Below are 24,920 nucleotides of genomic sequence, written 5' to 3'. Positions count from 1 at the left end.
GACTAAGAACGGCATCACCAAGCTAGCCGCGATACGAGTACAGAGGCACTCGGGAAGCCACACAGAGTCGGAAGCGGAATGGCTGCCATTTGTTCAACGGGGCACTGATGCAATTGATTTGCTCCGAGCGGATGGTTTGCCGTCATCTTGCAAAATACCGACCAGACGCAGAATGCAGAAACGAGGAATGTCGGTATGGGTCCACTTCCTACGACTGAAGTGATTGCCTTACCTCTCGTAACCGCTTTCAGCCAAAGCTGACGCCTGTCGAACTGGCTACATCGTAGCAAATTCGCCCTCTGACATCACGCCCGCTTCATCAACGGAAACCGCTCCTTCAGCAGCCGCTGGATCGAGTCCGAGCCGATGGGGGGGCCGAAGAGGAAGCTTTGGCCGAAATCGCAGCCCATCTGGGCGAGCTGGATGGCGTCTTCCTCGGATTCGATGCCTTCGGCGACGACCTGCATCTCCAGTTCGCGGGCCATGGTGATGACGGAGCGCAGGAGGATGGAGCGTTTGTCGCTGGGGTCGCGGACCAGCGACTTGTCGATCTTGATCGTGTCGAACGGAAAGCGGGTAAGGTAGGCAAGCGACGAATGGCCGGTGCCGAAATCGTCGAGCGCCAGCCGCAAGCCCGCATCCTTGAGCTTCTCCAGCACAAGCCGCGCCTGTTCCGGGTTTTCCATGACGACGGATTCGGTCAGTTCCACCTTCACCTTGTGCGGGTCACAATGGTTCTTGTTCAAGACCGCGCGGATGTCGTCATAGAGTTCGTTGTTGAGCAGTTGCGCGCTCGACAGGTTGACGGAAACGAAGATCGGCAACTCGCCGGTCTGGATCTGCCATTCGGTCAGGTCGCTGGTGGCTTTTTCGAAGGCGAACATGCCGAGTTCGTTGATCAGATCGGAATTTTCGGCGATCGGAATGAATTCCGACGGCGAGATGCTGCCGCGCTTGGGATGTTCCCAACGCATCAACGCCTCGAAACCGGCGATCTCGGCATCGACCAGGCGCACGATCGGCTGATAGACGAGGCTGAGTTCCTTGCGCTCGATGGCGCGGCGCAGGTCGGTTTCGAGCTGCAGGCGGTCGGTGCCCGAGGCGCGGAAGGCCGGGCGGAAGGGTTCGACGCGGTTGCCGCCGGCCTTCTTGGCGCGGAACATCGCAAGCTCGGCATCGTCGAGCAGGCCAGCTGCATTTTCCTGCTGATCGACCCAGGAGACGAGGCCGATCGAGGCCGTCAGGTTGATTTCCCTGTTGCCGAAATTGAGCGGTACCATGATCGCCTTGGAAACGGCGTCGGCAAAATCGGCGACCTTGGCCGTGTCGCGCTCCGACATCAGGATCAGCCCGAATTCGTCGCCGCCAAGCCGCGCCAGCGTGTCCTGGGGCTTGACCAGACGGCGCAGGCGGCGGGTCAGCGCAATCAGGATATTGTCGCCGGCAGCGATGCCCAGCATGTCGTTGACCTGCTTGTAGCGGTCGATATCGATGGTGATGACGGTGGGGCGCACCGCCGTCGAGCCGGGTGCCAGCGACAGAAGCGACTGTAGCCGGTCGAGGAAAATCTGCCGGTTCGGCAGGCCCGTGAGGTTGTCGTTCAGCGCATTGTGCAGCAGCCGGTCGATCGAATTCTTCTGCTCGGTAATATCGACGATGGTGCCGACGCAGCGGATGATTTCGCCGTTGGCGCCCAGCACCGGGCGGGCGCGGATCGAGAGCCAGTGATAATGCCCGTCTTCGGCGCGCACGCGGAACTCGTGGTTGAGACGGCCCCTGCGATGTTCCAGAAGCACGTCGAGCGTGGCGCGGAACCGGTCGCGGTCGTCGGGATGCAGCCGCGGCAGCCAGTTGCGGGCAGCGCCGTGCATGGTGCCGGGCGAGAGGCCGAGCTGGCCGGAAATATCCGGGATGGTGACGACGCGGTCGCGCGCCACGTCCCAGTCCCAGACGGTATCGCCCGAACCGGTCAGCGCCAGCGACTGGCGCTCCAGGTCCGAAAACAGCCCCTGGCTATAGGCGCCGCCGGCAAAGGCATGCTGCATCACCGTGAAGCCGATCAGAAGCACGATCAAAACAAGGCCGCCGCCGAGCGCCGGCTGGACGATATCGTTGGCCAGCTGGCCGGTGACGGTCAGCCAGGCGCCGAACAGCCAGACGAGGATCAGAAGCCAGGCCGGCACCAGAAGGATGGCGCGGTCGTAGCGGTTGAAGCCGAGATAGGCGATCAGCACGATACCGGCGGTACCGGTCAGCGCAAACGAGAGGCGGGCAATACCGGACGCAATCGCCGGGTCGTAGATCGCCACGCCGAACAAAAGGCCAAGTCCGAGGATCCAGGCGAGCGTCGCATAGCTCAGGTGCTGGTGCCAGCGGTTGAGGTTGAGATAGGTGAACAGGAAGATGACGAGACCGGCGGCGAGAAACACCTCGCTGCCTGCACGCCAGATGCGCTCGTCGCCTGCGGTGATAGAGATCAGCTTCGACAGGAAGCCGAAATCGACGCAGATATAGGCAAGCACCGCCCAGGCCAGTGCCGCCGTCGCCGGCAGCATCGAGGTTCCCTTGACGACGAAGAGAATGGTGAGGAACACGGCCAAGAGGCCGGCAATTCCGAGCACGATGCCGCGATAGAGCGTGAATGCGTTCACCGTGTCCTTGTAGGCGTCCGGCTGCCAGAGATAGATCTGCGGCAGGTCGGGCCCGGCAAGTTCGGCGACGAAGGTGATGACCGAACCGGGATTGAGCGTGATGCGGAACACGTCGGCCTCGTCGCTCGGCTGGCGGTCGAGCGCAAACCCCTCGCTCGGGGTGATCGACAGGATGCGCTGCGAGCCGAGGTCCGGCCAGAACAGCTTCGAATTCACCAGACGGAAATGCGGGGCGACGATGACGCGCTCCAGCTGCTCCTCCGACACGTTGGCCAGCGCAAACACCGCCCAGTCGCCCTGATGGTTGTCGGCGCTGGAACGAACCTCGATGCGCCGCACGATGCCGTCTGTGCCGGGCGCCGTCGAAACCTGAAAAGCTTCGCCGCGGCCGGTATAGATTTCCGTCGTTGCCGTCAGATCAAGCGCCGTGTCCTCGCGCGAAATCTTGACTGGCTCGGTGGCAAGCGCAGCACCGCTCCCGATCAGGCAGAACGCGATCATCATGGCGGTGAGAAGCGCCAAAAGTCTGCGTGCTGACGGGTGAGGTGGCAGGCGGGTCAAAAACATCAATCACTCGAATTCTTATGTTGCATGCTGTCCTGCGAGAGGAGGGAAAACATCAGATGATCCCGCCATTGCCCGTTGATTTTCAGGTATTCCCGCAAATAGCCTTCGCGCTGAAACCCGGCCTTTTCAAGGAGCCGGATGCTTCTGTGGTTCTCGGGAATACAGGCTGCTTCAATACGGTGCAACTGAAGGCTCGAAAAGATATAGGGGATTGCGAGCTTGACGGCCTGCGCCATGTGCCCCTTGCCGGCAAATCTTTCGCCCATCCAGTAGCCGATCATGCAGCATTGGGCGGCGCCCCGGCGGATATAGCCGATGGTCAGGCCGCCGATCAGCTGGTCTTCGTCGCGTGAAATGATGAACAGGGGAACGGCCTGGCCGGAGGAAAATTCCTGTTCATTGCGGATGACGCGGGTGCGAAAGGCGCTTTCGGTCATCTCGTCGGCCCGCCATGTCGGCTCCCAAGGCTCCAGAAAGGCGCGGCTTTCGCTGCGCAGCTGGTACCATTGGCGGTAATCGGTGGATTTGGGCAGGCGCAGCATGTGCGCCGCATTGCCAATTTCGATCGGACCCGGCTGCCTCGACAGAAACCGAAACACCGATCGTGTCATGGAAGCCTCCGCAGCGGATGGGTTGATACCATATGCGAGAGTGCCGGGCGCTCGGCGAACGCCCGGAGGTCGCTCATCAGAAAAGAATTAGCCGTTGGCAGCCCGAGCCCGGACGGCCTTGTTGGACAGTGCACCCAGAATATCGCCCATCGGCGCCAGCTTCTCGACCGGACCAATCGCCGACAGCGTCGGTACGGTGTCGAAGAACAAGCGGCCGGCAAGATCCGTCAGGCGTTCCACGGTGATGCCGGACAGGCGCTCCATCAGTTCCTCATTCGGGATCGGGCGGCCGTAGAGCATCATCTGGCGGGCAATCTGGCCGGCGCGCGCTGCCGGGCTTTCCTGCCCCATCAAAAGCTGGGCCCGGATCTGCGCGCGGGCACGGTCGATTTCCTGCTGCTCGATGTTCATCGAGGACTTGCGCAGCTCATCGATGATAACGGGCATCAGTTCCGGCAGGTTCTCGCCGCCGGTCGCCGCATGCACGCCGAAGATGCCGGTATCGGAAAAGCCCCAGTGGAAGGCATAGACCGAATAGCACAGGCCGCGATGCTCGCGCACCTCCTGGAACAGCCGGGACGACATGCCGCCGCCGAGAATATTGGCAAGGATCTGCGAACAGTAGAAATCGCGGGCATGGTAGGCCTTGCCCTCGAAGCCGAGAAGCACCTGCGCATCCATCAGGTCGCGGCCTTCGCGCACGTCGCCGCCGGTATAATGGGCGGTCTCGGCAACCGGCGACGCTACCGGCTTTTGCGGCAGGCTGGAAAAACGGTCTTCAACCTGTCGCACAAAGCTATCATGATCGATCGCGCCGGCACCGACGACGAACATGCGGTCTGTGGTGTAGTTGCGGTCGAGATAGGTGCGGATCTGTTCGGGCGTGAAGGATAGAACCGTTTCCGGCGTGCCGAGGATCGGGCGGCCGATCGTCTGGTTGGCAAAGGCGGTTTCGGCGAATTTGTCGAAGACGACATCGTCGGGCGTGTCATTGGCGGCGCCGATTTCCTGCAGGATGACCTGCTTTTCGCGCTGCAGCTCGTCCTCGTCGAAGGAGGATTCCGTCAGGATGTCGGCGAGAATATCGACCGCGAGCGGAACGTCGTCCTGAAGAATGCGGGCGTAGTAGGAGGTGGTTTCGGTTGACGTCGCGGCGTTGACCTCGCCGCCGACATTTTCGATCTGCTCGGCAATGTCGCGGGCTGTGCGCCGTGCTGTGCCCTTGAACGCCATATGTTCCAGCAGATGGGCAATTCCGTGCTCGTCCGTGGTTTCATCGCGTGAACCGGATTTGATCCAGACCCCGAGTGCGACGCTTTCAAGATGCGGCATGTTCTCGGTGACGACCGTCAACCCGGATTGAAGCCGGGTGCACTCAACTTTCATCATACGTCTTTCTGCGTCCTTATTTCCGGATGCGGGCCCGCTCATTGATAAAGGTTTCAACAGCTTTTAGCTCGGCGTCAAGAACGTCGAAACGCTCCTCCCTGACCATCAGATTAGCAAGCCACGTTGGAAGCGCCGGGTCAATACCACTGGCCGATTTAACTGCGGCCGGGAATTTCGCTGGATGCGCGGTCGCAAGCGTCACCATGGGAACGCTGGATGTCTCGTGCTTGTTGGCAACGAAGACGCCGATCGCCGTATGCGGATCGAGAAGATAGCCGGTGGTCTCCAGCGTCTTGGCGATCGTTTTGGCCACTTCCTTCTCGGTGGCGCGCCCCGCGCGAAACACCTTGCGGATGGATTTCAGCGCATCCTCCTCGATCTCGAAGGAGCCGGACTGCTTCAGGCTGGCCATGGCGCCGCGCACCTTGGAAGCGTCGCGTCCATAGGCTTCGAACAGCAGCCGTTCGAAATTCGATGAGATCTGGATATCCATCGATGGCGAGGTGGTCGCCTTGACGTCGCGCATCTCGTAGCGGCCGGTCTCCAGCGTGCGGGCGACAATGTCGTTCTCGTTGGTGGCAACGACCAGCTTGTCGATCGGCAGACCCATCTGGCGGGCCACGTAGCCGGCAAAAATATCGCCGAAATTGCCGGTCGGAACGGTGAACGACACCATCCGGTCGGGACCGCCGAGCGCCAGAGCCGTGGTGAAATAATAGACGATCTGGGCCATGATCCGGGCCCAGTTGATCGAGTTGACGCCGGAGAGCGCCACGCTGTCGCGGAAGGAAATGTCGTTGAACATTTCTTTGACGAGGCTCTGGCAATCGTCGAAATTGCCGTTGATCGCCACCGCGTGGACATTGCTGGCCGTCGAGGTGGTCATCTGGCGCTGCTGCACCGGCGAGACCTTGCCATGCGGAAAGAGGATGAAGATGTCGGTGCGGTCGCGTCCGGCAAAGGCGTCGATCGCGGCACCGCCGGTGTCGCCCGATGTGGCGCCGACGATGGTGGCGCATTCGTTGCGCTCTGTCAGAACATGATCCATCAGCCGCGCCAAAAGCTGCATCGCCACATCCTTGAAGGCGAGCGTCGAGCCGTGGAAAAGCTCCATGATGAAGGCGTTTGCCCCGGTCTGGACGACCGGCGCGATGGCCGGATGGCGGAAGGTCGAATAGGCCTCGTCGATCATCGCGCGGAACGTGGCGTCCGGGATTTCACCGTCGATGAAGGGGCTCAGAACCGTGAACGCGATATCCTGATAGGATTGTCCGCGCAGCGCCCGAATTTCCTTTTTGGTGAAGCTTGGCCATTGTTCCGGCACATAAAGCCCGCCGTCGCGGCCAAGCCCCGCCAGAAGCGCATCGCAAAAACCCAGCGAAGGGGCTTCGCCCCGCGTCGAGATATACTTCACCGTGACCATCCTTCGTCGTCTGTTTGCTGCCGCAGACGTTGCGGCGGGAATTGAGCCGCACCCTAGTGGAAGCGGGCGGGAATTGCGGTTCTCTTTGCGTCAGCCCTTGGCAAAGCTGACGGAAATATCGGATTTTCGTCTGTCACCGTCCCTTTCAGCGCGCGCTGAAAAATTGGCGTTGCGGCATCAGACTCCAATCGATTTTTCAATGCGTCGCTGCTATAGACCATCGCCAAGGGTCTTGAAAGGCTCAAGTTGCAGGGCAGAAAACCGAAAAATACCTTATTTTACGGTCAGTCACGCCTGCGGCATCAATTTGTGCAAGGCAGGGGGTCAAGTCAGGTGTTTGGTAAAGTTTCCATCCGTCTTCTCGGAATTTCACTTCTCGTGGTCATCGCAGGCTGCAACAAGACAGACACGGGCGGCGCGATCGACGCTGGCGGCAATGCGGCAGCACCGACACCGGCCGTCATCCAGGGCACATGCCCGCAGGTCTACCTGCTCGATGGCACCGCCAATTACCGCACCTATGCCAAGGGCGCCAAGGATGATCCGACCAAGATCGTCTACCAGGCGTCGCTCGCCGACACGACCCGCCAATGCGTCCAGAACGAGAGCCAGCTGGTCATGACCGTCGTCGTCCAGGGCCGCGTCGTTGCAGGCCCTGCCGGTGGTGCCGGCACCGTCAACCTGCCGATCCGCGTTGCCGCAACCGACGGCAAGAACACGCTCTATTCGGAGTTGACACAATACCCCGTCGAAGTCCCCACCGGCGTCGGCACCACCCAGTTCATCTTCACCAAGACCAACATCGCACTCCCCGGCGGCGCCGGCGATTTCGCCAAGGTCTATATCGGCTTCGACGAGGGCCCGGCTGCGGCGAAGAAGAAGAAATAAGGATTGGGAAAAGAAGTGAGCCCCTCACCAGCAAAATCTAACACTTAGCTAAAGCTAAGATGTTGATTTTGCGTCCTCTCCCGCAAGGGGAGAGGTAGGGTGACTCAAACTCGCAGCGTTTCCGAAGGCTGTTTTGCACCCCATCATCAGTATCAAATGAGACGGAGGCGGGCGCCGGATTTATCTCCCCCCATGCGGGGGAGAAAGCAATTTCAGCATCTTAGCTTTAGCTAAGTGCTAGAAATTGCAAGAGAGGGGGTAGGTCTGGGAAAAGGAAAGCGATCCCCTCACCAGCAAAATCTAACACTTGGCTAAAGCCAAGATGTTGATTTTGCGTCCTCTCCCGCAAGGGGAGAGGTAAAGATGCCCCTTGCAGCAAAGTTATCAAGCCGTCAGCGTTTCCGACCATTCCGACAGCGCTGCAATCACGCCCGGAAGGGCGCTCATGCGGGAAATCACAGTTTCGGCGCCGGCTTCCGTCAGCTTGTCGGCGTGCGAGGGATAGGTGTGCGAGGCGCCGGTGAAGCCGACGACGCGCATGCCGGCGGCAATCGCGCCGTGAATGCCGTGGACGGAATCCTCGATCACCAGGACGCGCGAGGGATCGACGCCGAACTGCTTGGCGCCGTGCAGGAAAATGTCCGGCTTCGGCTTGACCCGGTCTTCGCCGAGATCGCGGGCGGAATAGATATGCTTGCCGAAATGATCCTTGATGCCGACCCTCGTCAGCATCGAGGCAAGCCGCGCCGAGGTCGAGTTCGAGCAGATGCAATGCGGCAGCTTGAGCTGCGCCAGCATCGGCTTGACGCCCTCGATGATGTTGAGGTCTTCTGCCAGGCGCTTGTCGAGAATGGCTTCCGACTTGGTGAGGAGCGAGGCCGACAACGGGATGTCGGCTTCCTTCTCGATGGCCAGCAGCGTGTTGTGCCAGGTCATCCCGGCAAAGCGCTCGGCCATTTCCTCGGTGCTGATCGGGTAACCCGCCTCCGTCAGAAGCTCGGCTTCGACTTCGCTGGCGATGATTTCCGAATCGACGAGAACGCCGTCGCAATCGAAGATGATGAGATCAATGCTGGTCATGCCGGGAGAATCCTTGGGGGAGATGCTGGCCGTTTACACGATGCCTTCGAAAAGCTCAACCGCGCCCGGCGGAAACCTGCCATGCGCGGGAGGCGCAACGGACGAAGGTGATGCCGATGGCACAGCCGTTCCCTATGTGCGGGGTCTTCCCAACGCGCGGCGTCATTTCTGGCCAGGCAACGCCTTGACGAAATCGATGAAGGCCCGGAGCGGCGCAGGCACCAGGCGCCGTCCGGGATAATAGAGAAACGGCCCCGAGAAGGATTGCCACCACGGTTCCAGAACCGGCTCCAGCGTGCCGGCGTTGAGATGCGGGCGCAGCCAGTCCTCAAACAAGGAAATGATCCCGGTCCCGGCAATGGCGGCATCGACGGCAAGGTCGATGGAGCCGCCGACACTGACGATCAGCGGTCCGGCCGGATCGACAAGCACCACCTCGCCGTCGCGCTCGAACTCCCAGGGTGCCGTCGTCTTGCCGCTGGAAAAGCGGCCGAGCAGGCAGGCGTGGTCAAGCAGGTCGCGCGGGTGCGAAGGGCGGCCACAGCGGTTCAGATAGCCGGGCGAGGCCGCAGTGGCAAAGCGCTGCACACGCGGCCCGATCGGCACTGCGATCATGTCCTGCTCCAGCCGCTCGTCGTAGCGGATACCGGCATCGCAACCGGCGGCGAGCATATCGACAAAGCTGTCTTCGGCCATAATCTCCAGCCGGATATCGGGATAGGCAGCCAGGAATGGCGGTACGATGGCCGGCAGCACCAGCCGCGCCGCACTGACCGGCACATTCAGCCGCAGGGTTCCCGCCGGCCGGCCGCGAAAGCCGTTGACCACTTCCAGCGCCGCCTCGACCTCGCTCAGCGCCGGCCCAAGCCGCTCCAGCAGGCCCTTGCCCGCTTCCGTCGCAACCACGCTGCGGGTGGTGCGATTGAGCAGCCGCACGCCCAGTTGCGTCTCCAGGCGCCGCACGGCTTCGCTGAGGAAGGAGGCGCTGGCGCCAGTGATGCGGGCGCCCTCGCGAAAACCACCGGCGCGCGCCACCGCCACGAATGCGTTGAGATCACCAAGGTCCGTCTTCATTGTTCGCCATCCCGCACAGCCTGTGCTGATTATGACCCGTTATCACGTAAGCCAGCAACGCCTATGTTCAGATCAGCTCTTGAAAGGAGTGAGATCATGTCCATTATCGAACAGTCCGGTACGTTCACCCTCGGCGGCCGCAGCGTCAAAAGGCTCGGCTACGGCGCCATGCAACTCGCCGGCCCCGGCGTCTACGGCCCGCCGAAAGACCATGATGCGGCGCTCGCCGTGCTGCGCGAGGCGGTTGAAAGCGGGGTCGATCATATCGACACCAGTGATTTCTACGGTCCGCATGTCACCAACCAGATCATTCGCGAGGCGCTGCATCCCTACCGCGACGATCTCGTTATCGTCACCAAGGTCGGCGCACGGCGCGGCGAGGACAAGTCCTGGAACCCGGCTTTCTCGCGCGAGGAGCTGACGCAGGCCGTGCATGACAATCTGCGCAATCTCGGCCTCGATGTCATCGATGTCGTCAATCTTCGCCTGATGTTTGATGTGCACGGTCCGGCGGAAGGATCGCTGGAAGAACCGTTGACCGTGCTGGCGGATCTGCAGCGCCAGGGTTTGATCCGCCACATCGGGCTCAGCAACGTCACGGCCACGCAGATCGCCGAGGGCCAGTCCATTACCAAGATCGTCTGCGTCCAGAACCAGTACAATCTCGCCCATCGCGGCGACGATGCCCTGATCGACGACCTTGCGAGCGGCGGTATCGCCTATGTGCCGTTCTTTCCGCTCGGGGGCTTCAGCCCGCTGCAGTCATCGACCCTGTCGGATGTCGCCGCGCGGCTGAACGCCACCCCCATGCAGGTGGCGCTCGCCTGGTTGCTGCGCCGCGCCCCCAATATCCTGCTGATCCCCGGCACATCCTCCGTCGGTCACCTCCGCGAAAACCTGGCTGCAGCAGCTTTGGTGCTGTCCGATGAAGTCGTCAAGGAACTCGATCAGGTTGGTGAGATCGCCGCCTGATTTGATCCGGACACCGCACATCATCCGCTCCGCCGCGCTTTCCCGGCGGTGGAGCGGATGGCGTATGCCTGAGTTGGCGGGCTCCGCCCGGCGAGCAGTTGCCGCCGGCGGCATTGCCGGGTAAGACCGGATTTTGTCCCGGCCAAGGCTTCCATGACCGTCCGTCTGCGCCCGCATCACCTGCTTTGCATGCTGACCTTCGTCGGCAAGGGCTATACGGCTGCCTTCACCGAAAACTACATCCGCATCGCCGCCCGCCTGTCCGCAGGCGAGGATATCGAGGTGGTCGAGGGGCCGGACGATATCTGTGCGCCGATGCTGGGCGAGCCGGGCATGCACTGCCTGAACGAGGAGAGCGTGCCGCATCGGGATTTGAAGGCAAGCGAGGCGGTCGAGGCTTTGCTCGGCATATCCGCGCGTCCCGGCGCATCGATCCAGCTGAGCACCGGCAGGCTCGCGCGGATGCGTGCGGCCTTTGCGGAGGGCTCGATCCGCGATGCCTGCCAGCGCTGCGAATGGTCGCCGCTCTGTACCAGCATTGCCGGTTCGGATTTCGACGGCGTGCTTGTGGCGCGAGCCGGTTGTTAGAGCGCAAGCGGCTTATCGCAGGGCAATAACCGGCGTGGCATCCGCCCGCACGGCAAGCTCACAAAGAGCAAGCGCGCCGATCCCGGCTGCAAAGAAGCCCGCCGCGAGGATAAGTGTTGTGCCGTCGTAAAAGGCGCCCAATGCGACGGCGAACAGGGTGGCGATCAGGCTTGACCCCGACGCGATCAGCGAGGCGCCGAGACCTGCGACGTCCCCCAGAGAGCGCATGGCCATGGTGTTGAGATTGCCGAACAACACGCCGATTGCAAAGAACGCCGAAAAGGCGGTGATCATCAGGACAGGCAGGGGCGGCCGTCCGTTCCAATATCCTGATGCCGCCAGCATCATCAATCCCGCCCCGGCAAGCCCGCAAAAACCGAAGCGCGCCATGGTCTGCGCACCGAATTGCTCAACCAGTTTGGCATTGAGGAACGAGGCAAGCCCGATGCCGGTGGCAAGGCCTGCAAAATAGAGCGGGAACGTATCGGCGATCCCATAGACGTCGAAGAACAGATCGGCCGCCGTGCTGAGATAGACGAGCTGTGCGCCAAAGACGAGCCCGGTTGCCGAGATCAGCAAGACCACGCGCCGGTTCGACAGGATGCGCCGTCCGTTGGACAGGAGAAGCCGGGGGCGCAGCGGAATGCGGCGGGTGGGCGCCAAAGTTTCCGGCTGGCGCGTCACCAGCCAGAGCCCAAGCAGGCCTGCGACGGCCAGATAGACGGCAAAGACGCTGCGCCAGCCGCTGAGCGCGATGATGCCCTGAGCAAGCGCCGGTGCCAGCATCGGCACGAGGATGAACAGCGTGAACATCAGCGACATCACCCGGGCCATCGCATCGCCCTCGAACTGGTCGCGGATCATCGCCCTTGTCGCAATCTTCGGCCCGGAAACGCCGATGCCTTGGACAAACCGTCCAAGGATGACCATTTCGAGCGAGGTGGCGAGCATGGCGATCACCGTTCCCAGCGTGTAGACGCAAAGCCCCAGAACCAGCGCCTTCTTTCGCCCCAAGGCGTCCGATAGCGGCCCCAGCAGCAATTCGCCAAACGCCATGCCGAAGATGAACAGCGATATGACATGCTGGGTGGAGAGCGGCGGCGCTGCGCCGACATCCGCGCCGATCTGGCGCAATGCCGGCAGCAGGGCATCGATGCTGATGGAGGTCAGCGAGGTCAGGCAGGCATAGAGCGCGATGCGCTCGCGAAAACCGGGGGACACTGTCATGGGCCGCATTCGAGGGAGAGGAATTGGTCGGAGCTGTAGCAGCCTTTTGGTTCACACGCCCATAGCGTCCGCGTGCTGGCGCTCGGCTGGCGGCGGCGCGGGCAGGGGGAAGAGCTTGGCAAACGCTTTCTCGCCGGTGCCGGTAAACCGGATAGCGCGGCTGCCGGGTTCGCGCAGGGCCCAGCCCCTGTCGAGAAACAGCGTGAGCAGCGCCTGGCCAAGCGAGCCGGACAGATGCGAGCGGCGTTCGCTCCAGTCGAGGCAGGCGCGGCAAAGCGGGCGGCGTGACCTTTTCAGCGCCGCAAGGTCGATGCCGAGCGCCGTCATGGTGGAAGCGCCCGACGCCGTCAGATGCAGCGTATCGCCGGCGCCGGAGATCACCTCTTCGGCGATCAGGCTATCGAGCATGCGCACGCCGTAATCGCCCGCCAGGTGGTTGTAGCAGATGCGGGCCTTGCGCAGCGCCGGGTCCTTGGGGCCGGTGCGATGGCGGGTAAAACCGCGATAGGCGGCAAAGCCCATCAGCCCCTCGATCATCAGCCCGACATCGTCGTCGGCCAGGGTGAAATAGCGGTGACGGCCCTGCTTGCGCTGGGCGATCAGGCCACCGGCCTCAAGCTTGGAGAGGTGCGAACTCGCCGTCTGCAGGGTGATCCCCGCCGTCCCGGCAAGCTCCGTCGCCGTCAATGCCTTGCCGCTGGTGAGCGCGGTCAGCATATTGGCGCGGGCGGGATCGCCGATCAGCGATCCGATGAGAGCGATATCTGGACCTTCTTTCATGCCGCGATGGTAACTGCAGCGAGAAGCACCGGCAAGGCCCGACACTTCGATCGTCATCGAAGCATCCGGCACTTCGAAACTGGCACAAGGAGACACCCGCAATCGAAGGAGCGTCCCATGATCACCTGTTTCATCCGCTATGAAATCGACCCGTTCAAGCGCGAGGAATTCGCCGCCTATGCCCGCAACTGGGGACAGGCCATCCCGCGCAACGGCGCCGACCTGATCGGCTATTTCGCCCCGCATGAGGGCTCGGCGACGACGGCCTATGCCGCCTACAATATCGACAGCCTCGCCGCTTACGAAGCCTATCGCGCCCGCCTTGCCGCCGATCCGCTCGGGGCGGAAAACTATCAGTTCGCAAGGAAAGAACGGTTTATTCTCAAGGAGGACCGGATTTTCCTCAAGAACGTCTCCGGCCCGCATGCAAAGGCGGTGTCGTTTTGATCGCCGTGATCTTCGAGGTGGAGCCGGCGGATGACCGGCGCAGCGCCTATCTGGATCTGGCAGCCCAGCTTCACGGCAAGCTGAACGGGATCGACGGGTTCCTGTCGATCGAGCGGTTCGAAAGCCTGAAGGTTCCCGGCAAGATCCTGTCCCTGTCGTTCTGGCGCGACGAGGCGGCGATCGCCACCTGGCGCAACGGCCCCGAACACCGGGCCGCCCAGCACGCCGGCCGCAACGGCACCTTCGCCGCCTACCGCCTGCGCATCGCCGCCGTCATCCGCGATTATGGCATGACCGAGCGGGACGAGGCACCGGAGGATAGCCGGGTGTTTCATGCGGCAAGGGAGAACCGCAAATAGGCGCGGGGCGTCGCTCCGGTTCATGGAAAGAGGGTAACGCATCCACCCTAAACTTTCCATCCTCCTGTATCATTTCACAAATTCCGCCTCCGCCTTCAGCATTTGGTAACCAAGTTCGGTAACCATAAGGGCTGAAATCAGTTCCGAGTAAGCGTAGGTGCGTGTCCATGTCATCAGTTGTTTCGTTGGCCGAAATCTCCCGCGGCGTCAGCCCTGCAGGCTGGCTCGATTCCATCATCAAAGGCGATTGCGTCGCCGCTCTTGAGGCGCTTCCCGACAACTCTGTTGACGTCGTCTTCGCAGACCCGCCCTACAACCTCCAGCTCGGCGGTTCGCTGCACCGGCCCGATCAGTCGCTGGTCGATGCGGTCGATGACGACTGGGATCAGTTCGTATCCTTCGAGGCGTATGATGCTTTTACCCGCGCCTGGCTGCTGGCTTGCCGCCGCGTCCTGAAGCCGACCGGAACGCTCTGGGTCATCGGCTCCTACCACAACATCTTCCGCGTCGGCGCGACCTTGCAGGACCTGAACTTCTGGATCCTCAACGACATCATCTGGCGCAAGACCAACCCGATGCCGAACTTCAAGGGCCGCCGGTTCCAGAATGCCCATGAGACGCTGATCTGGGCGAGGCCCAGCGCCAAGGGCAAAGGCTACACGTTCAACTACGATGCCCTGAAGGCCTCGAACGACGACGTGCAGATGCGCTCCGACTGGCTGTTTCCGATCTGCTCGGGCGGCGAGCGCCTGAAGGGCGACGACGGCAAGAAGGCGCATCCGACCCAGAAGCCGGAAGCGCTGCTTGCCCGTATCCTGATGGCCTCGACCAAGCCGGGCGATATCGTGCTCGATCCCTTCTTCGGCTCCGGCACAACCGGTGCGGTCGCCAAGCGCCTCGGCCGCCATTTTGTCGGCATCGAACGCGAGCAGGCCTATATCGATGCGGCATCCGAACGCATCGCCGCTGTCGAGCCGCTCGGCAAGGCAACCCTGTCGGTCATGACCGGCAAGAAGGCGGAACCGCGCGTCGCCTTCAACACGCTGATCGAGAGCGGCATGATCAAGCCGGGCACGGTGCTGACCGATGCGAAGCGCCGCTACAGCGCCATCGTGCGCGCCGACGGAACGGTGGCAAGCGGCGGCGACGCCGGCTCGATCCATCGCCTCGGCGCCAAGGTGCAAGGGCTCGACGCCTGCAACGGCTGGACCTTCTGGCACTATGAAGAGGGCACGTCGCTCAAGCCGATCGACGACCTGCGCGCCGTCATCCGCAGTGATATGGCCAAGATCAACTGATCATTTCCAACCCGGAAATACAAAACGCCGCGCTCCAGATCGGATGCGCGGCGTTTGTGTATGCAGTTATGAAACTCTCAATAGACCGCCTTCACGACTTGCCTGACGGTTCCATCAAAACGTCGAAGCAGCGGGCGCAATAGCCGAACTCATAGCCGCTGGTCTGCCATGGCTCGACCGGCTCTTCGCAAGCGATGCAATGGATGACCCAACGCGCCGGGCTTTCGGAATTGTTGTCCGGGCCGAGCTGCCCGTCCTTGGATTTTTTCGAAATCTCGGTGGTCTCGTTCATATGCTCTGCCTTTTCTGTCTGCCGGCTGGCCCGTTTCCCGGCTGGCCCCGTTTGTCGGTTTGAACGAGGTCTTGAAAAAACAAGTTTCAAAATGGGACAGATTTTTTACGCGTCCTCGCCCATCGCACAGGGACTGTGACTGCCGCGAATCACGGCCATGTGGGCGTTTGCGCATTGTCTGCCCGGCTTGTTCCCTTGAAGCAAGAATGCCGGATTTACGGGAATTCTTGGTGCCGCCCGCAAGGTGGGATGTCCTGAATTGTCCGGTGTCAACGGGCTTGAATAGCCAATGTTTGCCCCGCCATTTCCTCTTTCAAATCAGTTGCTGGACGCCCGCCTTTTAGAACAATTTAACCATCCCGCCTGTAATCTGCACAGCAAGCAGGACGACCGTGTGATCAACCACGCGAGGCGCGCGGGCCAGCCCGTAGAATGCTTGACGGCGCGGTGAAAGCCGCCCGTTTCAGAGATAGTTTTCGTCCGGTTTCGTACCTTCAGTCCCGGACGGAGACTTAAACGCCCAGGATCAGCGATGATCCTGGGCGTTTGTGTTTTGATCGCCGGAACGCACCCGGTTAAAGGATGAAATCGTCGGCAAACATCTTGGTGACGCCGTTCATCTTGATCTGGAAATCGGCACGGCCGTCGCCATCGGTGTCGCCCGAAATGATGCCGTTCTTGAACTGCAGCTCGCCCGCCTTGCCATGGAAGGCCGAACCGCCGATGAAGCTGAAGTTCTGGTTGCCGCTGACGCGTTCATTGGCATCGATCGTGCTGAGATCGACGATGTCATTTTCCGAGGCGCGGAAATCGCTGATGATATCGCGCTTGCTGCCAACGGCGGATTCACTGGCAAAATCGAAATCGAAAATGTCGGCACCAGAGCCGCCGCTGAGGAAATCGAAGCCCGAGCCGCCAAGCAGATAGTCTGCCCCGGTACCACCCACGAGATCGTCATCGCCGGAACCGCCGACCAGATCGTCGTCGCCCGTGCCGCCGTAGAGATCGTCATTGCCGGCACCGCCATAAAGATCGTCATTGCCGCCAAGGCCGTCGAGAATATCGTTGCCACCCAGGCCCTGAAGGATATTGCGGCCGGAACTGCCGGTAATGTCGTCATGGCCCCTGTCGGTGCCGGTAGCATTTTCGATGCTGATCAGCGTTTCCCGGTGGCCATTTGTCGTGGAGGCCCATTGCCTGCCGAGATCGATGGTCACGCCCTTGCCGCGCTGCGAGGCGTAATCGTCCTGCAGTGCGTAGCTGATCGTGTCCGTGCCGCTGCCGCCGTTGAAGTAATTATCGACGCCGACGGAGAGAAACGTGTCGTTGCCGGCATCGCCGTAATATTTGCTGGCTTCGGTATCCACTTCGAAACGGTCATTGCCGTTGCCGCCATGCACGATGTCGTAGCCGTTGCTGTCGCCGGCGCGGATATCGGCGATGTAGAGATCGTTGCCGTCACCCAGCACGATATCGTTGCCGCCTTCGAAATAGTTGACGACCTTGTCATTGCCCGAGCCGGCATTGACATAGTTGTCGCCGCCATAGCTGCTGGTCACGTTGAGATAGATGGTGTCGTTGCCGCCATAGCCGTAAATCTCGACGGGGCGTCCGGTGTAATCGCCCTGGACGATGGTATCGCTGCCGTTGGTGCCATCAATAATCTTTGCCATGGAAACGCGGCCTTTCGGATGAGTTGGATGCTGAATTTCGAAGCCGATCATGCCCTCGATCAGGTGAATGACAGCTGAACCAATTGCGGCGTTTTAGTGATTTCAAAAAGGGCTTTTGGTGTCAGAAGTCGGTGACATCGACGCTGATGATTTTGCCCTGGTCGTTGAAGGTGATGGTCTCCTCGCCCCGGCGGACGAGCGGCGTCCCGGTCGAGGAACTGGTGGCCTGCAGGCTCCAGACGGCGCGGGCTGCCAGCGGCGAGATTTTGACGATCAGGCTGTCTTCCGCCACCTGGTCGGGATATTCGGCGAAATAGCGCCGGAACGCTGCCATGATGTCGGTGCGTCCCTCCAGCCCGCCGACTTTGCCGGATGAATAGGTGGCGTCATCGGCAAAGAAATTTTCGATCGTATCGAAGTCGAGATCACCGATTGCCGCATGAAAACGCTCGGCTGCAGCGGCCGGATCAAAGGTATTGAGGGTCATTGTCACACCGAAAGTCCATAGGCCAGAAGGTCCGATTGCAGCGTCTGCGGATCGGTGAAATGCACGGCTTGCCAGCCTGCGGCGCGCGCGCCTTCGACATTCGGCATGCTGTCGTCGATGAACAGGGTTGCCGCCGGATCGAGATCGAAATTGTCCGCATGCGTCTGGTAGATCGCCACATCCGGCTTGATCAGCCGGATATCGCCGGACACGGTGACGCCGCGCGGCAAGGTGAGAAAGGGAAACCGCTTCTGCGCTTCCTTGAACGTGTCGGAGGCGAAATTGGTCAACATTGTCACGTCGTAGCCCTTGGCGATCAGGCTTTCCATGATGGAGACGCATTCGACATAGGCATGCGGCACCATCTCGTGCCAGTATGTGCGAAAGGCCCGGATGCTGTCGGCATGATCCGGATACTGCGCGATCAACAGGTCTTCCGCCTCGCGCCAGTCGCGGCCGCGATCCTGCTCGATGTTCCAGTCATGGGTGCAGACATTGGCAAAGAACCATTTGCGCTCGGCGTCATCGGGAATGATTCGCGAAAACGGGAGATGCGGGTCGTAGTGGATCAGCACCTTGCCGATGTCGAAGACGATGTGGCGGATTTCGACGCTGCTCATCGGGTATTCCTCAGTTTCCAAGGCTGTCCGGACCGTCCTTGAAAGCGTCCGGTATAGCCTGGGCGATTGCTTTTTTCATGACGGTCGGGAGTGCTTGCGCCTTGAGAGAGACAAGCGGTTCCCACCAGCCGTTTCCTGTTTTGTTCTCATTTGTGACCTTGGCCCGATAGATCGACAAGCGCAACTCAAAATGCGTAAAAACATGTGTGATTGTTCCGCACGGCTCCCATGGGGCGGCAAAAGGCTGGGCGGAAATGGTATTGTCGCCGTCGATGCGCGAGGTCCAGGGCGTGCCGGGAACTTCCGTCATGCCGCCGAGCAGCCCGGTCTCGCCGCGCTTTTGCAGATAGACCGCGCCGTCGATACGCATGGCAACGAAGGCAGCGCCCACCCGCAGCGGTTTTTCCTTTTTCGCCGCCTTGCGTGGAAAGGTCTCCGGATCGGCCGTCTTTAGGGCGAGACAGCCGTCGTTGAGCGGACAGAGCGCGCAGGCCGGGCGCTTCGGCGTGCAGATGGTCGCGCCGAGATCCATCATCCCCTGCGCAAAATCGCCGGGCCGGTCCGCAGGCGTCATGGCGGCCACCAGCGCCCGCATCTGTGGTTTTGCGGCCGGCAGCGGTGTCTCAATTGCGTGGAGCCGCGAAATCACCCGCTCGACATTGCCGTCGAGAACAGCGCTTTGCCGGTTGAAGGCGATGGCCGAGACGGCGGCTGCGGTATAGTCGCCAACGCCCGGCAGCGCCCGCAAACCCTCTTCGGTATCGGGAAACACGCCGGCATGGTCGCGGGCCACGGCCTCCGCGCATTTCTTCAGGTTGCGCGCCCGGGCATAATAGCCAAGCCCCGCCCAGGCTTTCATCACTTCTTCGGTATCGGCTGAGGCAAGATCGGTCACCTCTGGCCAGAGCGCCAGGAACTTGTGGAAATAGGGTTTCACCGCCTGCACGGTGGTCTGCTGCAGCATCACTTCCGACAGCCAGATATGGTAGGGATCGGCCACCACGCCATCGCGCGCCATCGGCGGGGAAATGCGCCACGGCAGGTCGCGGTGATGCCGGTCATACCAGGAGAGGAGCCGGTTGGCCGCATCGGCCGGGGTCATTGTCTGCTGCATCATTTGCCGGAATGTTGGTTGGGGTCTATCATTGGCGAAGTGTTCGCCATCCTTCAAGGCGGATTCGAAACCTGAAAGATATCTGTTGAAACAACCTTATACTCGCAAGGGCGGCCGGCAGATCAGCGAGATCGCCAATGGCATGATCGATCCGGTGCTGGCCAAGCGCGCCGGGATCAACACGCTGTTGCTCGGTTCCTGGGATGAGATCGCCGGCGAGGATTTCGCCGATTGCACCCGGCCGGAAAAGATCGCCTGGCCGCGCCGGGCCTCCGAAATGACGGGCGAGGGGGGCTATCAGCCGGGGGTGCTGACCATTGCCTGCGAAGGCGCGCGCGCCCTGTTTCTCACCCACGCGCAGGGCGAACTGATCCAGCGGATCAACGGGTTCTTCGGTTTTCCGGCGATCAACCAGATGCGCATCGTGCAAAAACCGGTCTCTGCCCCGCCCAAGCCCTATCGCAAGCCCAAGCCGCTGACGGGCGAGCCAGCCCGCCGGCTGGAGACGCTGGTCGATGGTATCGAGAACGATGCGCTCAAAGCGGCGCTGACCCGGCTCGGCACGGCGGTGCTGGCGCCTGGAAAAAAGTGACCGGGCCATCAGCCGGTCACAATTGTTTGAATGGTGATGAGCAACAGCCCCTTGTCGCCCCGAACAAGGCAAGTTATCGAATTTCAGACCGATTTCGTCCATCCCCTCACACAGGTGAACCCATGTCCCTTTCTGAACTGAGCCCTTTCAAGCGCCTCCTGAGCGGCGTCGCCGTGGCTGCCATTGCTGTGACGCTCGCCGCCTGCAGCGACGAGAAGAAGGAGACGGCCGCCACCACGCCTGCCGCAGAAAGCACCGCAACAGCCGCCAAGACCGAAGTGACGCCCGCTGCCGGTGGATCGATGATGTCATCGACATCGGCGATGAAGCCGGCTGAAGGTGGTTCGATGATGTCGGCCGCCACCAAGCCTGTGGATGGCACGACGACGTCCTCCACCACATCGTCTGCTGCAACGCCGGCAACGGCCGATGCCGGGCAGACGCAGGTGGCGCAGGCCGCAGCGCCCGCAGCCAAGGTCGAGGTTCCGCAATCGGAAGGCGAAGTCGATATTGCCAAGCTGATGGCGCCCGGCCCGCTGCCGGAAATGTCCGTCGGCAAGGCCGATGCCAAGGTGACGATCGTCGAATATATGTCGATGACCTGCCCGCATTGCGCCCGTTTCCACAATGAAACCTATGACGCCATCAAGGCGAAATATGTCGATAGCGGCCAGGTCCGCTTCGTGGTGCGCGAATTCCCGTTCGATCCGCGTGCGGCTGCCGCCTTCATGCTGGCGCGCTGCGCCCCGGAAGGCCAGTATTTCCCGATGATCTCGATGCTGTTCAAGCAGCAGGAACAGTGGGCCGCCGCACAAAACGGCCGCGATGCGCTGCTGCAGATGTCGAAACTCGCCGGTTTTACACAGGAGAGCTTCGAGGCCTGCTTGACGAACCAGAAACTTCTGGATGATGTGCAGGCAACGATGCAGAAGGGTGACAAGGATTTCGGCGTCAAGGCCACCCCAACCTTCTTCGTCAATGGCAAGAAGTATTCCGGAGAAATGTCGGTTGACACCATGTCGGCCCTTATCGACTCGATGCTCTGATCCATCGCAGTTCTCAGGAACAACCGGCGGGCGCCTCAGTGCGCCCGTTTTTGTATACCTCCCCCTTGAGGGGGGNNCCCCCGCCGTATCTGGCAAGGCGTCACCCCACCCCGGAGCTTCGCTCCGACCCTCCCCCTCAAGGGGAGGGTAAAACCATGAAATTCACCAAGCTTCGTCTTCTTGGCTTCAAGTCCTTCGTCGAACCCTCCGAATTCGTGATCGAGCGCGGGCTGACCGGGGTGGTCGGGCCGAATGGGTGTGGCAAGTCGAACCTGGTGGAAGCGTTGCGCTGGGTGATGGGGGAGAATTCCTATAAGAATATGCGGGCGTCCGGCATGGACGACGTGATCTTTTCCGGTTCCGGCAATCGTCCCGCCCGCAATACGGCCGAGGTCGGCCTCTATCTCGACAATTCCGATCGCACCGCGCCCGCCGCCTTCAACGACAGCGACGAGATCCAGGTGACGCGGCGGATCGAGCGGGAGAACGGCTCGGTCTACCGCATCAACGGCAAGGAAGCCCGCGCCAAGGATGTGCAACTGTTGTTTGCCGATGCCTCGACCGGCGCGCGCTCGCCCTCGATGGTGGGACAGGGCCGGATCGGCGAGCTGATTGCGGCAAAGCCGCAGGCGCGCCGCCAGCTGCTCGAAGAAGCCGCCGGCATTTCGGGCCTGCATTCGCGCCGCCACGAGGCCGAGCTGCGGCTGAAGGGGGCCGAAACCAATCTCGAGCGGCTGGAAGACGTTACCTCCCAGCTCGAAAGCCAGATCGAAAGCCTGAAGCGCCAGTCGCGCCAGGCCAATCGTTTCAAGCTTCTGTCCTCCGATATCCGCCGCCACGAGGCGATGCTTTTGCATATCCGCTGGGTGCAGGCCAAGGAGGCCGAGGGCGAGGCCGATAGCCAGCTGAACCAAGCGACATCGCTGGTGGCCGAAAAGGCGCAAGGTCAGATGGAAGCGGCCAAGGCCCAGGCGATCGCCAGCCTGAAATTGCCGGAACTGCGCGAAGCCGAGGCGAGGGCGGCTGCCGCCCTGCAGCGCCTGCAGATCGCCAAGTCGCAGCTGGAGGAAGATGCCGGCCGTATCCTGCGCCGCCGCGACGAACTGCAGCGCCGCCTGTCGCAGCTGCGGGAAGATATCGTGCGCGAAGAGCGGCTGGTTGCCGACAATGCCGGTATTCTCACCCGGCTGGACGAGGAAGAGCGCGAGCTTGCCGATATGCTTTCGGAAGCCGGCGAGCGGGCCGAGGACGCCCGCGAGCGGCTGGCCGATGCGAGCGAAAAACTGTCTTCAAGCGAAAGCCTGCTCGGCCTGCTGACGGCCGAAAAGGCCGAGGCCCAGGCATCGCGCAACCAGCTGGAAAAAACCATCCGCGACCTGAGCGAACGGCAGGCGCGTCTTGCCCGCCAGCTGTCCGACCAGAGCCGCGACCTCGACGAACTCGACCGGCAGATTGCGGCGCTTCCCGATCCCGCTGAAAAGCAGGAGGACGTCGAAGCCGCCTTATCCGCTCTCGAGCAGGCGGAAAATGCCGTTGCCGATATCGAGGAGGCGCTGGTTGAGGCCCGCCAGGCCGAAATCGCCGCCCGCCCGTCCGTCGATGCCGCCCGCGCAACGGTCAATGGTATCGAGACCGAAGCCCGCACCATCCGGCGTATGCTGGAGGCATCGGCCGTGCAGGGAGCTGCCCCGCCGGTCGTCGATGACATGAAGGTCGATCGCGGCTTTGAGACGGCGCTGGGTGCAGCCCTTGGCGAAGATCTGGAATCGCCGCTCGATCCGCAGGCGCCTGCCCATTGGCGGGCACCGGGCGACGGCGCCGATGATCCGCAATTGCCCGGTGGCGCCGTTTCGCTCACCCAGCATGTGCGTGCCCCGCAGATTCTGGAACGCGGCCTGCGCCAGATCGGCATTGTCGATGATGATGCAGAGGCAAAGCGCCTCCTGCCATCGCTGAAGGCCGGTCAGAGGCTGGTGACGCGCGATGGTGCGGTGTGGCGCTGGGACGGCCATGTCACGGGCGCCGATGCGCCGAGTGCGGCAGCGCTCAGACTGGCGCAGAAAAATCGCCTTGCCGAGCTCGAAGGCGAATTGACCGAAGCCCGCGATCAGCTGGCGGAGCGCGAGGCCGGGCTTGCCGCCGCTGCCGCTCGTATCCGTGCTGAGGACGAGCGGCTGCGGCTGTCGCGCGAGACCCAGCGCATGGTGGTGCGCAAGCTGTCTGAGGCCCGCGATGCGCTGGCGCAGGCCGAGCGTGCCTCCGGCGATCTCGTCCGCCGCCGGGCGGTGCTTGCCGAAACCTCAAGCCAGCTTTCGCTGCAGGTCGAGGAGATCGGCGAGCAGATGGAGGGCGCGCGCGACGCGCTGGAGGATGCGCCCGACGTGGCCGCCCTGGAGCAGAAGCTGAACAGCCAGATGACGGCGGTTGCGACAGACCGGGCGCTGGCTGCGGAAGCCCGCGCCATCAATGACGGCCTTGCCCGCGAAAACGAAGCCCGGCAACGCCGCATCCGTGCCATCGCCACCGAGCGCCAGACTTGGACCGAAAGGGCCGCCAGCGCGCAGGAGCATATCGAGACCCTGCGCGAGCGCGAAAGCGAAGCCCGCGAGGAGGTCGAGGAGCTGCTCGAAGCCCCCGATGAATTCGACGAAAAGCGCCGCGCGCTGATGAACGAGCTGTCGAAGGCGGAGGAGGCGCGCCGCGCGGCGGCCGACGTGCTCGCCACAGCCGAAACCCGCCAGCGCGATGCCGACCGGATTGCCGTGACGGCTTTGTCGGAACTGGCCGAGACGCGCGAAAAACGTGGCCGGGCCGAAGAACGGCTGGTCTCCGCCCGCGAAAAGCGGCTGGAAAGCGAAGCCCGTATCCGCGATGTGCTGCACTGCGCCCCGCATGAGGTGATGCGGCTCACCGGCCTTGCCGTCGATGCGGAGCTGCCGGATATCCGCCAGATCGAGCGCGAACTCGACCGGTTGAGGATCGAACGCGAGCGGCTGGGCGCGGTCAACCTGCGGGCCGAGGAGGAGCAGAAGGAACTCTCCGACAAGCTGGAGGCGATGCTGAAGGAGCGCGAGGACATTATCGACGCGATCCGCAAGCTGCGCTCGGCGATCCAGAACCTCAACCGCGAAGGCCGCGAACGCCTGCTGGCCGCCTTTGATGTGGTCAATGTCCAGTTCCAGCGGCTGTTCACCCACCTGTTCGGCGGCGGCACGGCCGAGCTGCAGCTGATCGAGAGCGACGATCCGCTCGATGCTGGCCTTGAAATCCTCGCCCGCCCGCCGGGCAAGAAGCCGCAGACGATGACGCTTCTGTCGGGCGGCGAACAGGCGCTGACGGCGATGGCCCTGATCTTTGCGGTGTTCCTCACCAACCCGGCGCCGATCTGCGTGCTCGACGAAGTCGATGCGCCGCTCGACGACCACAATGTCGAGCGCTATTGCAACCTGATGGACGAGATGGCCGCCTCGACCGAAACGCGCTTCGTCATCATCACCCATAATCCGATCACCATGGCCCGCATGAACCGCCTGTTCGGCGTCACCATGGCCGAACAGGGCGTCTCCCAATTGGTCTCCGTCGATCTGCAGACGGCCGAGCAGCTGCGCGAAGCGGTGTAGCAGGCTGCTGACAAAGGTAATCCGGCAGGTCACTTGAGGAAACCGTGTGGGTTAAACTCCCCTCATCCCCGCCCTTGTTGTATGGCCTTGAGACATAGTTGACATGTGTTCGGAGACATCCC

Annotated in this window: 22 protein-coding genes; 9 read left to right on the top strand and 13 right to left on the bottom strand. The window is 62.1% G+C overall.

Translation table 11 applies throughout. The features are described from left to right. Positions 1-305 precede the first annotated feature (305 nt). The 4 genes from ASD32_RS02855 to thrC all read right to left on the bottom strand — a co-directional run bounded on the left by ASD32_RS02855 (position 306) and on the right by thrC (position 6,641). Positions 306-3,218 (bottom strand): sensor domain-containing phosphodiesterase, encoded by a 2,913-nt coding sequence (locus tag ASD32_RS02855; RefSeq protein ID WP_060636396.1) that lies wholly within the window; start codon positions 3,216-3,218, stop codon positions 306-308. Then, positions 3,218-3,829: a GNAT family protein gene (locus tag ASD32_RS02850; protein ID WP_060636395.1), complete on the bottom strand. Its 612-nt coding sequence runs from the start codon at positions 3,827-3,829 to the stop codon at positions 3,218-3,220. Before ASD32_RS02850 ends, ASD32_RS02855 begins: the two co-directional genes overlap by 1 nt. Positions 3,830-3,916: 87 nt before the next feature. Continuing rightward, complete coding sequence (locus tag ASD32_RS02845; protein ID WP_156383036.1) at positions 3,917-5,218, bottom strand: pitrilysin family protein; 1,302 nt, start codon at positions 5,216-5,218, stop codon at positions 3,917-3,919. 16 nt (positions 5,219-5,234) lie between these two features. Beyond that, entirely contained in the window at positions 5,235-6,641 is a 1,407-nt protein-coding gene (gene thrC, locus ASD32_RS02840) for a threonine synthase (protein ID WP_060636394.1), read from the bottom strand. Positions 6,642-6,974: 333 nt separating this feature from the next. Here thrC and ASD32_RS02835 point away from each other — a divergent pair, with 333 nt between their 5' ends. After that, entirely contained in the window at positions 6,975-7,529 is a 555-nt protein-coding gene (locus tag ASD32_RS02835) for a hypothetical protein (protein WP_060636393.1), read from the top strand. A gap of 384 nt (positions 7,530-7,913) precedes the next feature. Here ASD32_RS02835 and ASD32_RS02830 read toward each other — a convergent pair whose 3' ends face one another. Further along, on the bottom strand, positions 7,914-8,609 hold the full coding sequence (locus ASD32_RS02830; protein WP_060636392.1) for an HAD family phosphatase: 696 nt from the start codon (positions 8,607-8,609) through the stop codon (positions 7,914-7,916). 162 nt (positions 8,610-8,771) lie between these two features. Further along, entirely contained in the window at positions 8,772-9,683 is a 912-nt protein-coding gene (locus ASD32_RS02825; RefSeq protein WP_060636391.1) for a LysR family transcriptional regulator, read from the bottom strand. 96 nt (positions 9,684-9,779) lie between these two features. Here ASD32_RS02825 and ASD32_RS02820 point away from each other — a divergent pair, with 96 nt between their 5' ends. Then, a complete protein-coding gene (locus ASD32_RS02820) occupies positions 9,780-10,655 on the top strand; it encodes an aldo/keto reductase family oxidoreductase (RefSeq protein WP_060636390.1) in 876 nt (291 codons plus the stop codon). A 153-nt stretch (positions 10,656-10,808) separates the two neighbouring features. Further along, entirely contained in the window at positions 10,809-11,243 is a 435-nt protein-coding gene (locus ASD32_RS02815) for a DUF1284 domain-containing protein (RefSeq protein ID WP_060636389.1), read from the top strand. 12 nt (positions 11,244-11,255) lie between these two features. Here ASD32_RS02815 and ASD32_RS02810 read toward each other — a convergent pair whose 3' ends face one another. Both ASD32_RS02810 and ASD32_RS02805 read right to left on the bottom strand, forming a co-directional pair. Then, the gene (locus tag ASD32_RS02810; protein WP_060636388.1) at positions 11,256-12,470 is read right to left on the bottom strand and encodes a multidrug effflux MFS transporter; all 1,215 of its coding nucleotides are present in this window, start codon (positions 12,468-12,470) and stop codon (positions 11,256-11,258) included. 51 nt (positions 12,471-12,521) lie between these two features. After that, on the bottom strand, positions 12,522-13,250 hold the full coding sequence (locus tag ASD32_RS02805; protein ID WP_060636523.1) for a winged helix-turn-helix domain-containing protein: 729 nt from the start codon (positions 13,248-13,250) through the stop codon (positions 12,522-12,524). Between the two features lie 117 nt (positions 13,251-13,367). Between ASD32_RS02805 and ASD32_RS02800 the strand changes: the two genes are divergently transcribed. From ASD32_RS02800 to ASD32_RS02790, 3 genes are all read left to right on the top strand, one after another. Then, positions 13,368-13,697, top strand: coding sequence for an NIPSNAP family protein (locus tag ASD32_RS02800; RefSeq protein ID WP_060636387.1), 330 nt, complete (start codon positions 13,368-13,370; stop codon positions 13,695-13,697). Continuing rightward, the gene (locus ASD32_RS02795; protein WP_060636386.1) at positions 13,694-14,056 is read left to right on the top strand and encodes an antibiotic biosynthesis monooxygenase; all 363 of its coding nucleotides are present in this window, start codon (positions 13,694-13,696) and stop codon (positions 14,054-14,056) included. The genes ASD32_RS02800 and ASD32_RS02795 overlap by 4 nt, the downstream gene beginning before the upstream one ends. Positions 14,057-14,223: 167 nt before the next feature. After that, complete coding sequence (locus tag ASD32_RS02790) at positions 14,224-15,354, top strand: site-specific DNA-methyltransferase (RefSeq protein ID WP_060636385.1); 1,131 nt, start codon at positions 14,224-14,226, stop codon at positions 15,352-15,354. 91 nt (positions 15,355-15,445) lie between these two features. Here ASD32_RS02790 and ASD32_RS02785 read toward each other — a convergent pair whose 3' ends face one another. From ASD32_RS02785 to mutY, 5 genes are all read right to left on the bottom strand, one after another. After that, on the bottom strand, positions 15,446-15,646 hold the full coding sequence (locus ASD32_RS02785) for a hypothetical protein (RefSeq protein ID WP_060636384.1): 201 nt from the start codon (positions 15,644-15,646) through the stop codon (positions 15,446-15,448). A gap of 575 nt (positions 15,647-16,221) precedes the next feature. After that, positions 16,222-17,319 (bottom strand): calcium-binding protein, encoded by a 1,098-nt coding sequence (locus ASD32_RS02780; protein ID WP_060636522.1) that lies wholly within the window; start codon positions 17,317-17,319, stop codon positions 16,222-16,224. A 121-nt stretch (positions 17,320-17,440) separates the two neighbouring features. Further along, positions 17,441-17,806 carry a nuclear transport factor 2 family protein gene (locus tag ASD32_RS02775; RefSeq protein ID WP_060636383.1) on the bottom strand — a complete coding sequence of 122 codons (366 nt, stop codon included), beginning with the start codon at positions 17,804-17,806 and terminating at the stop codon, positions 17,441-17,443. Positions 17,807-17,808: 2 nt separating this feature from the next. Further along, the gene (locus ASD32_RS02770; protein ID WP_060636382.1) at positions 17,809-18,426 is read right to left on the bottom strand and encodes an HAD family phosphatase; all 618 of its coding nucleotides are present in this window, start codon (positions 18,424-18,426) and stop codon (positions 17,809-17,811) included. 10 nt (positions 18,427-18,436) lie between these two features. Then, positions 18,437-19,540 (bottom strand): A/G-specific adenine glycosylase, encoded by a 1,104-nt coding sequence (mutY, locus tag ASD32_RS02765; RefSeq protein WP_156383045.1) that lies wholly within the window; start codon positions 19,538-19,540, stop codon positions 18,437-18,439. 85 nt (positions 19,541-19,625) lie between these two features. Here mutY and ASD32_RS02760 point away from each other — a divergent pair, with 85 nt between their 5' ends. From ASD32_RS02760 to ASD32_RS02750, 3 genes are all read left to right on the top strand, one after another. After that, positions 19,626-20,132 (top strand): DUF721 domain-containing protein, encoded by a 507-nt coding sequence (locus ASD32_RS02760; protein ID WP_060636380.1) that lies wholly within the window; start codon positions 19,626-19,628, stop codon positions 20,130-20,132. Between the two features lie 323 nt (positions 20,133-20,455). Further along, entirely contained in the window at positions 20,456-21,178 is a 723-nt protein-coding gene (locus ASD32_RS02755; RefSeq protein ID WP_244490092.1) for a DsbA family protein, read from the top strand. A 155-nt stretch (positions 21,179-21,333) separates the two neighbouring features. Beyond that, a complete protein-coding gene (locus ASD32_RS02750) occupies positions 21,334-24,798 on the top strand; it encodes a chromosome segregation SMC family protein (protein ID WP_060636379.1) in 3,465 nt (1,154 codons plus the stop codon). Positions 24,799-24,920 lie beyond the last annotated feature (122 nt).

This window comes from Rhizobium sp. Root483D2, from assembly GCF_001426685.1.
GTDB lineage: Bacteria > Pseudomonadota > Alphaproteobacteria > Rhizobiales > Rhizobiaceae > Pararhizobium > Pararhizobium qamdonense.
This window is presented reverse-complemented; position numbering and strand designations above follow the sequence as displayed.

Coding starts and splice junctions, on each gene's coding strand:
- ASD32_RS02830 (WP_060636392.1), bottom strand. CDS start 8,609: ATGACCAGCATTGATCTCATCATCTTCGATTGCGACGGCGTTCTCGTC.
- ASD32_RS02790 (WP_060636385.1), top strand. CDS start 14,224: ATGTCATCAGTTGTTTCGTTGGCCGAAATCTCCCGCGGCGTCAGCCCT.
- ASD32_RS02805 (WP_060636523.1), bottom strand. CDS start 13,250: ATGAAAGAAGGTCCAGATATCGCTCTCATCGGATCGCTGATCGGCGAT.
- ASD32_RS02815 (WP_060636389.1), top strand. CDS start 10,809: ATGACCGTCCGTCTGCGCCCGCATCACCTGCTTTGCATGCTGACCTTC.
- ASD32_RS02845 (WP_156383036.1), bottom strand. CDS start 5,218: ATGATGAAAGTTGAGTGCACCCGGCTTCAATCCGGGTTGACGGTCGTC.
- ASD32_RS02850 (WP_060636395.1), bottom strand. CDS start 3,829: ATGACACGATCGGTGTTTCGGTTTCTGTCGAGGCAGCCGGGTCCGATC.
- ASD32_RS02785 (WP_060636384.1), bottom strand. CDS start 15,646: ATGAACGAGACCACCGAGATTTCGAAAAAATCCAAGGACGGGCAGCTC.
- ASD32_RS02775 (WP_060636383.1), bottom strand. CDS start 17,806: ATGACCCTCAATACCTTTGATCCGGCCGCTGCAGCCGAGCGTTTTCAT.
- ASD32_RS02750 (WP_060636379.1), top strand. CDS start 21,334: ATGAAATTCACCAAGCTTCGTCTTCTTGGCTTCAAGTCCTTCGTCGAA.
- ASD32_RS02820 (WP_060636390.1), top strand. CDS start 9,780: ATGTCCATTATCGAACAGTCCGGTACGTTCACCCTCGGCGGCCGCAGC.
- ASD32_RS02855 (WP_060636396.1), bottom strand. CDS start 3,218: ATGTTTTTGACCCGCCTGCCACCTCACCCGTCAGCACGCAGACTTTTG.
- ASD32_RS02800 (WP_060636387.1), top strand. CDS start 13,368: ATGATCACCTGTTTCATCCGCTATGAAATCGACCCGTTCAAGCGCGAG.
- ASD32_RS02780 (WP_060636522.1), bottom strand. CDS start 17,319: ATGGCAAAGATTATTGATGGCACCAACGGCAGCGATACCATCGTCCAG.
- ASD32_RS02755 (WP_244490092.1), top strand. CDS start 20,456: ATGAAGCCGGCTGAAGGTGGTTCGATGATGTCGGCCGCCACCAAGCCT.
- ASD32_RS02810 (WP_060636388.1), bottom strand. CDS start 12,470: ATGACAGTGTCCCCCGGTTTTCGCGAGCGCATCGCGCTCTATGCCTGC.
- mutY (WP_156383045.1), bottom strand. CDS start 19,540: ATGCAGCAGACAATGACCCCGGCCGATGCGGCCAACCGGCTCCTCTCC.
- ASD32_RS02825 (WP_060636391.1), bottom strand. CDS start 9,683: ATGAAGACGGACCTTGGTGATCTCAACGCATTCGTGGCGGTGGCGCGC.
- thrC (WP_060636394.1), bottom strand. CDS start 6,641: ATGGTCACGGTGAAGTATATCTCGACGCGGGGCGAAGCCCCTTCGCTG.
- ASD32_RS02770 (WP_060636382.1), bottom strand. CDS start 18,426: ATGAGCAGCGTCGAAATCCGCCACATCGTCTTCGACATCGGCAAGGTG.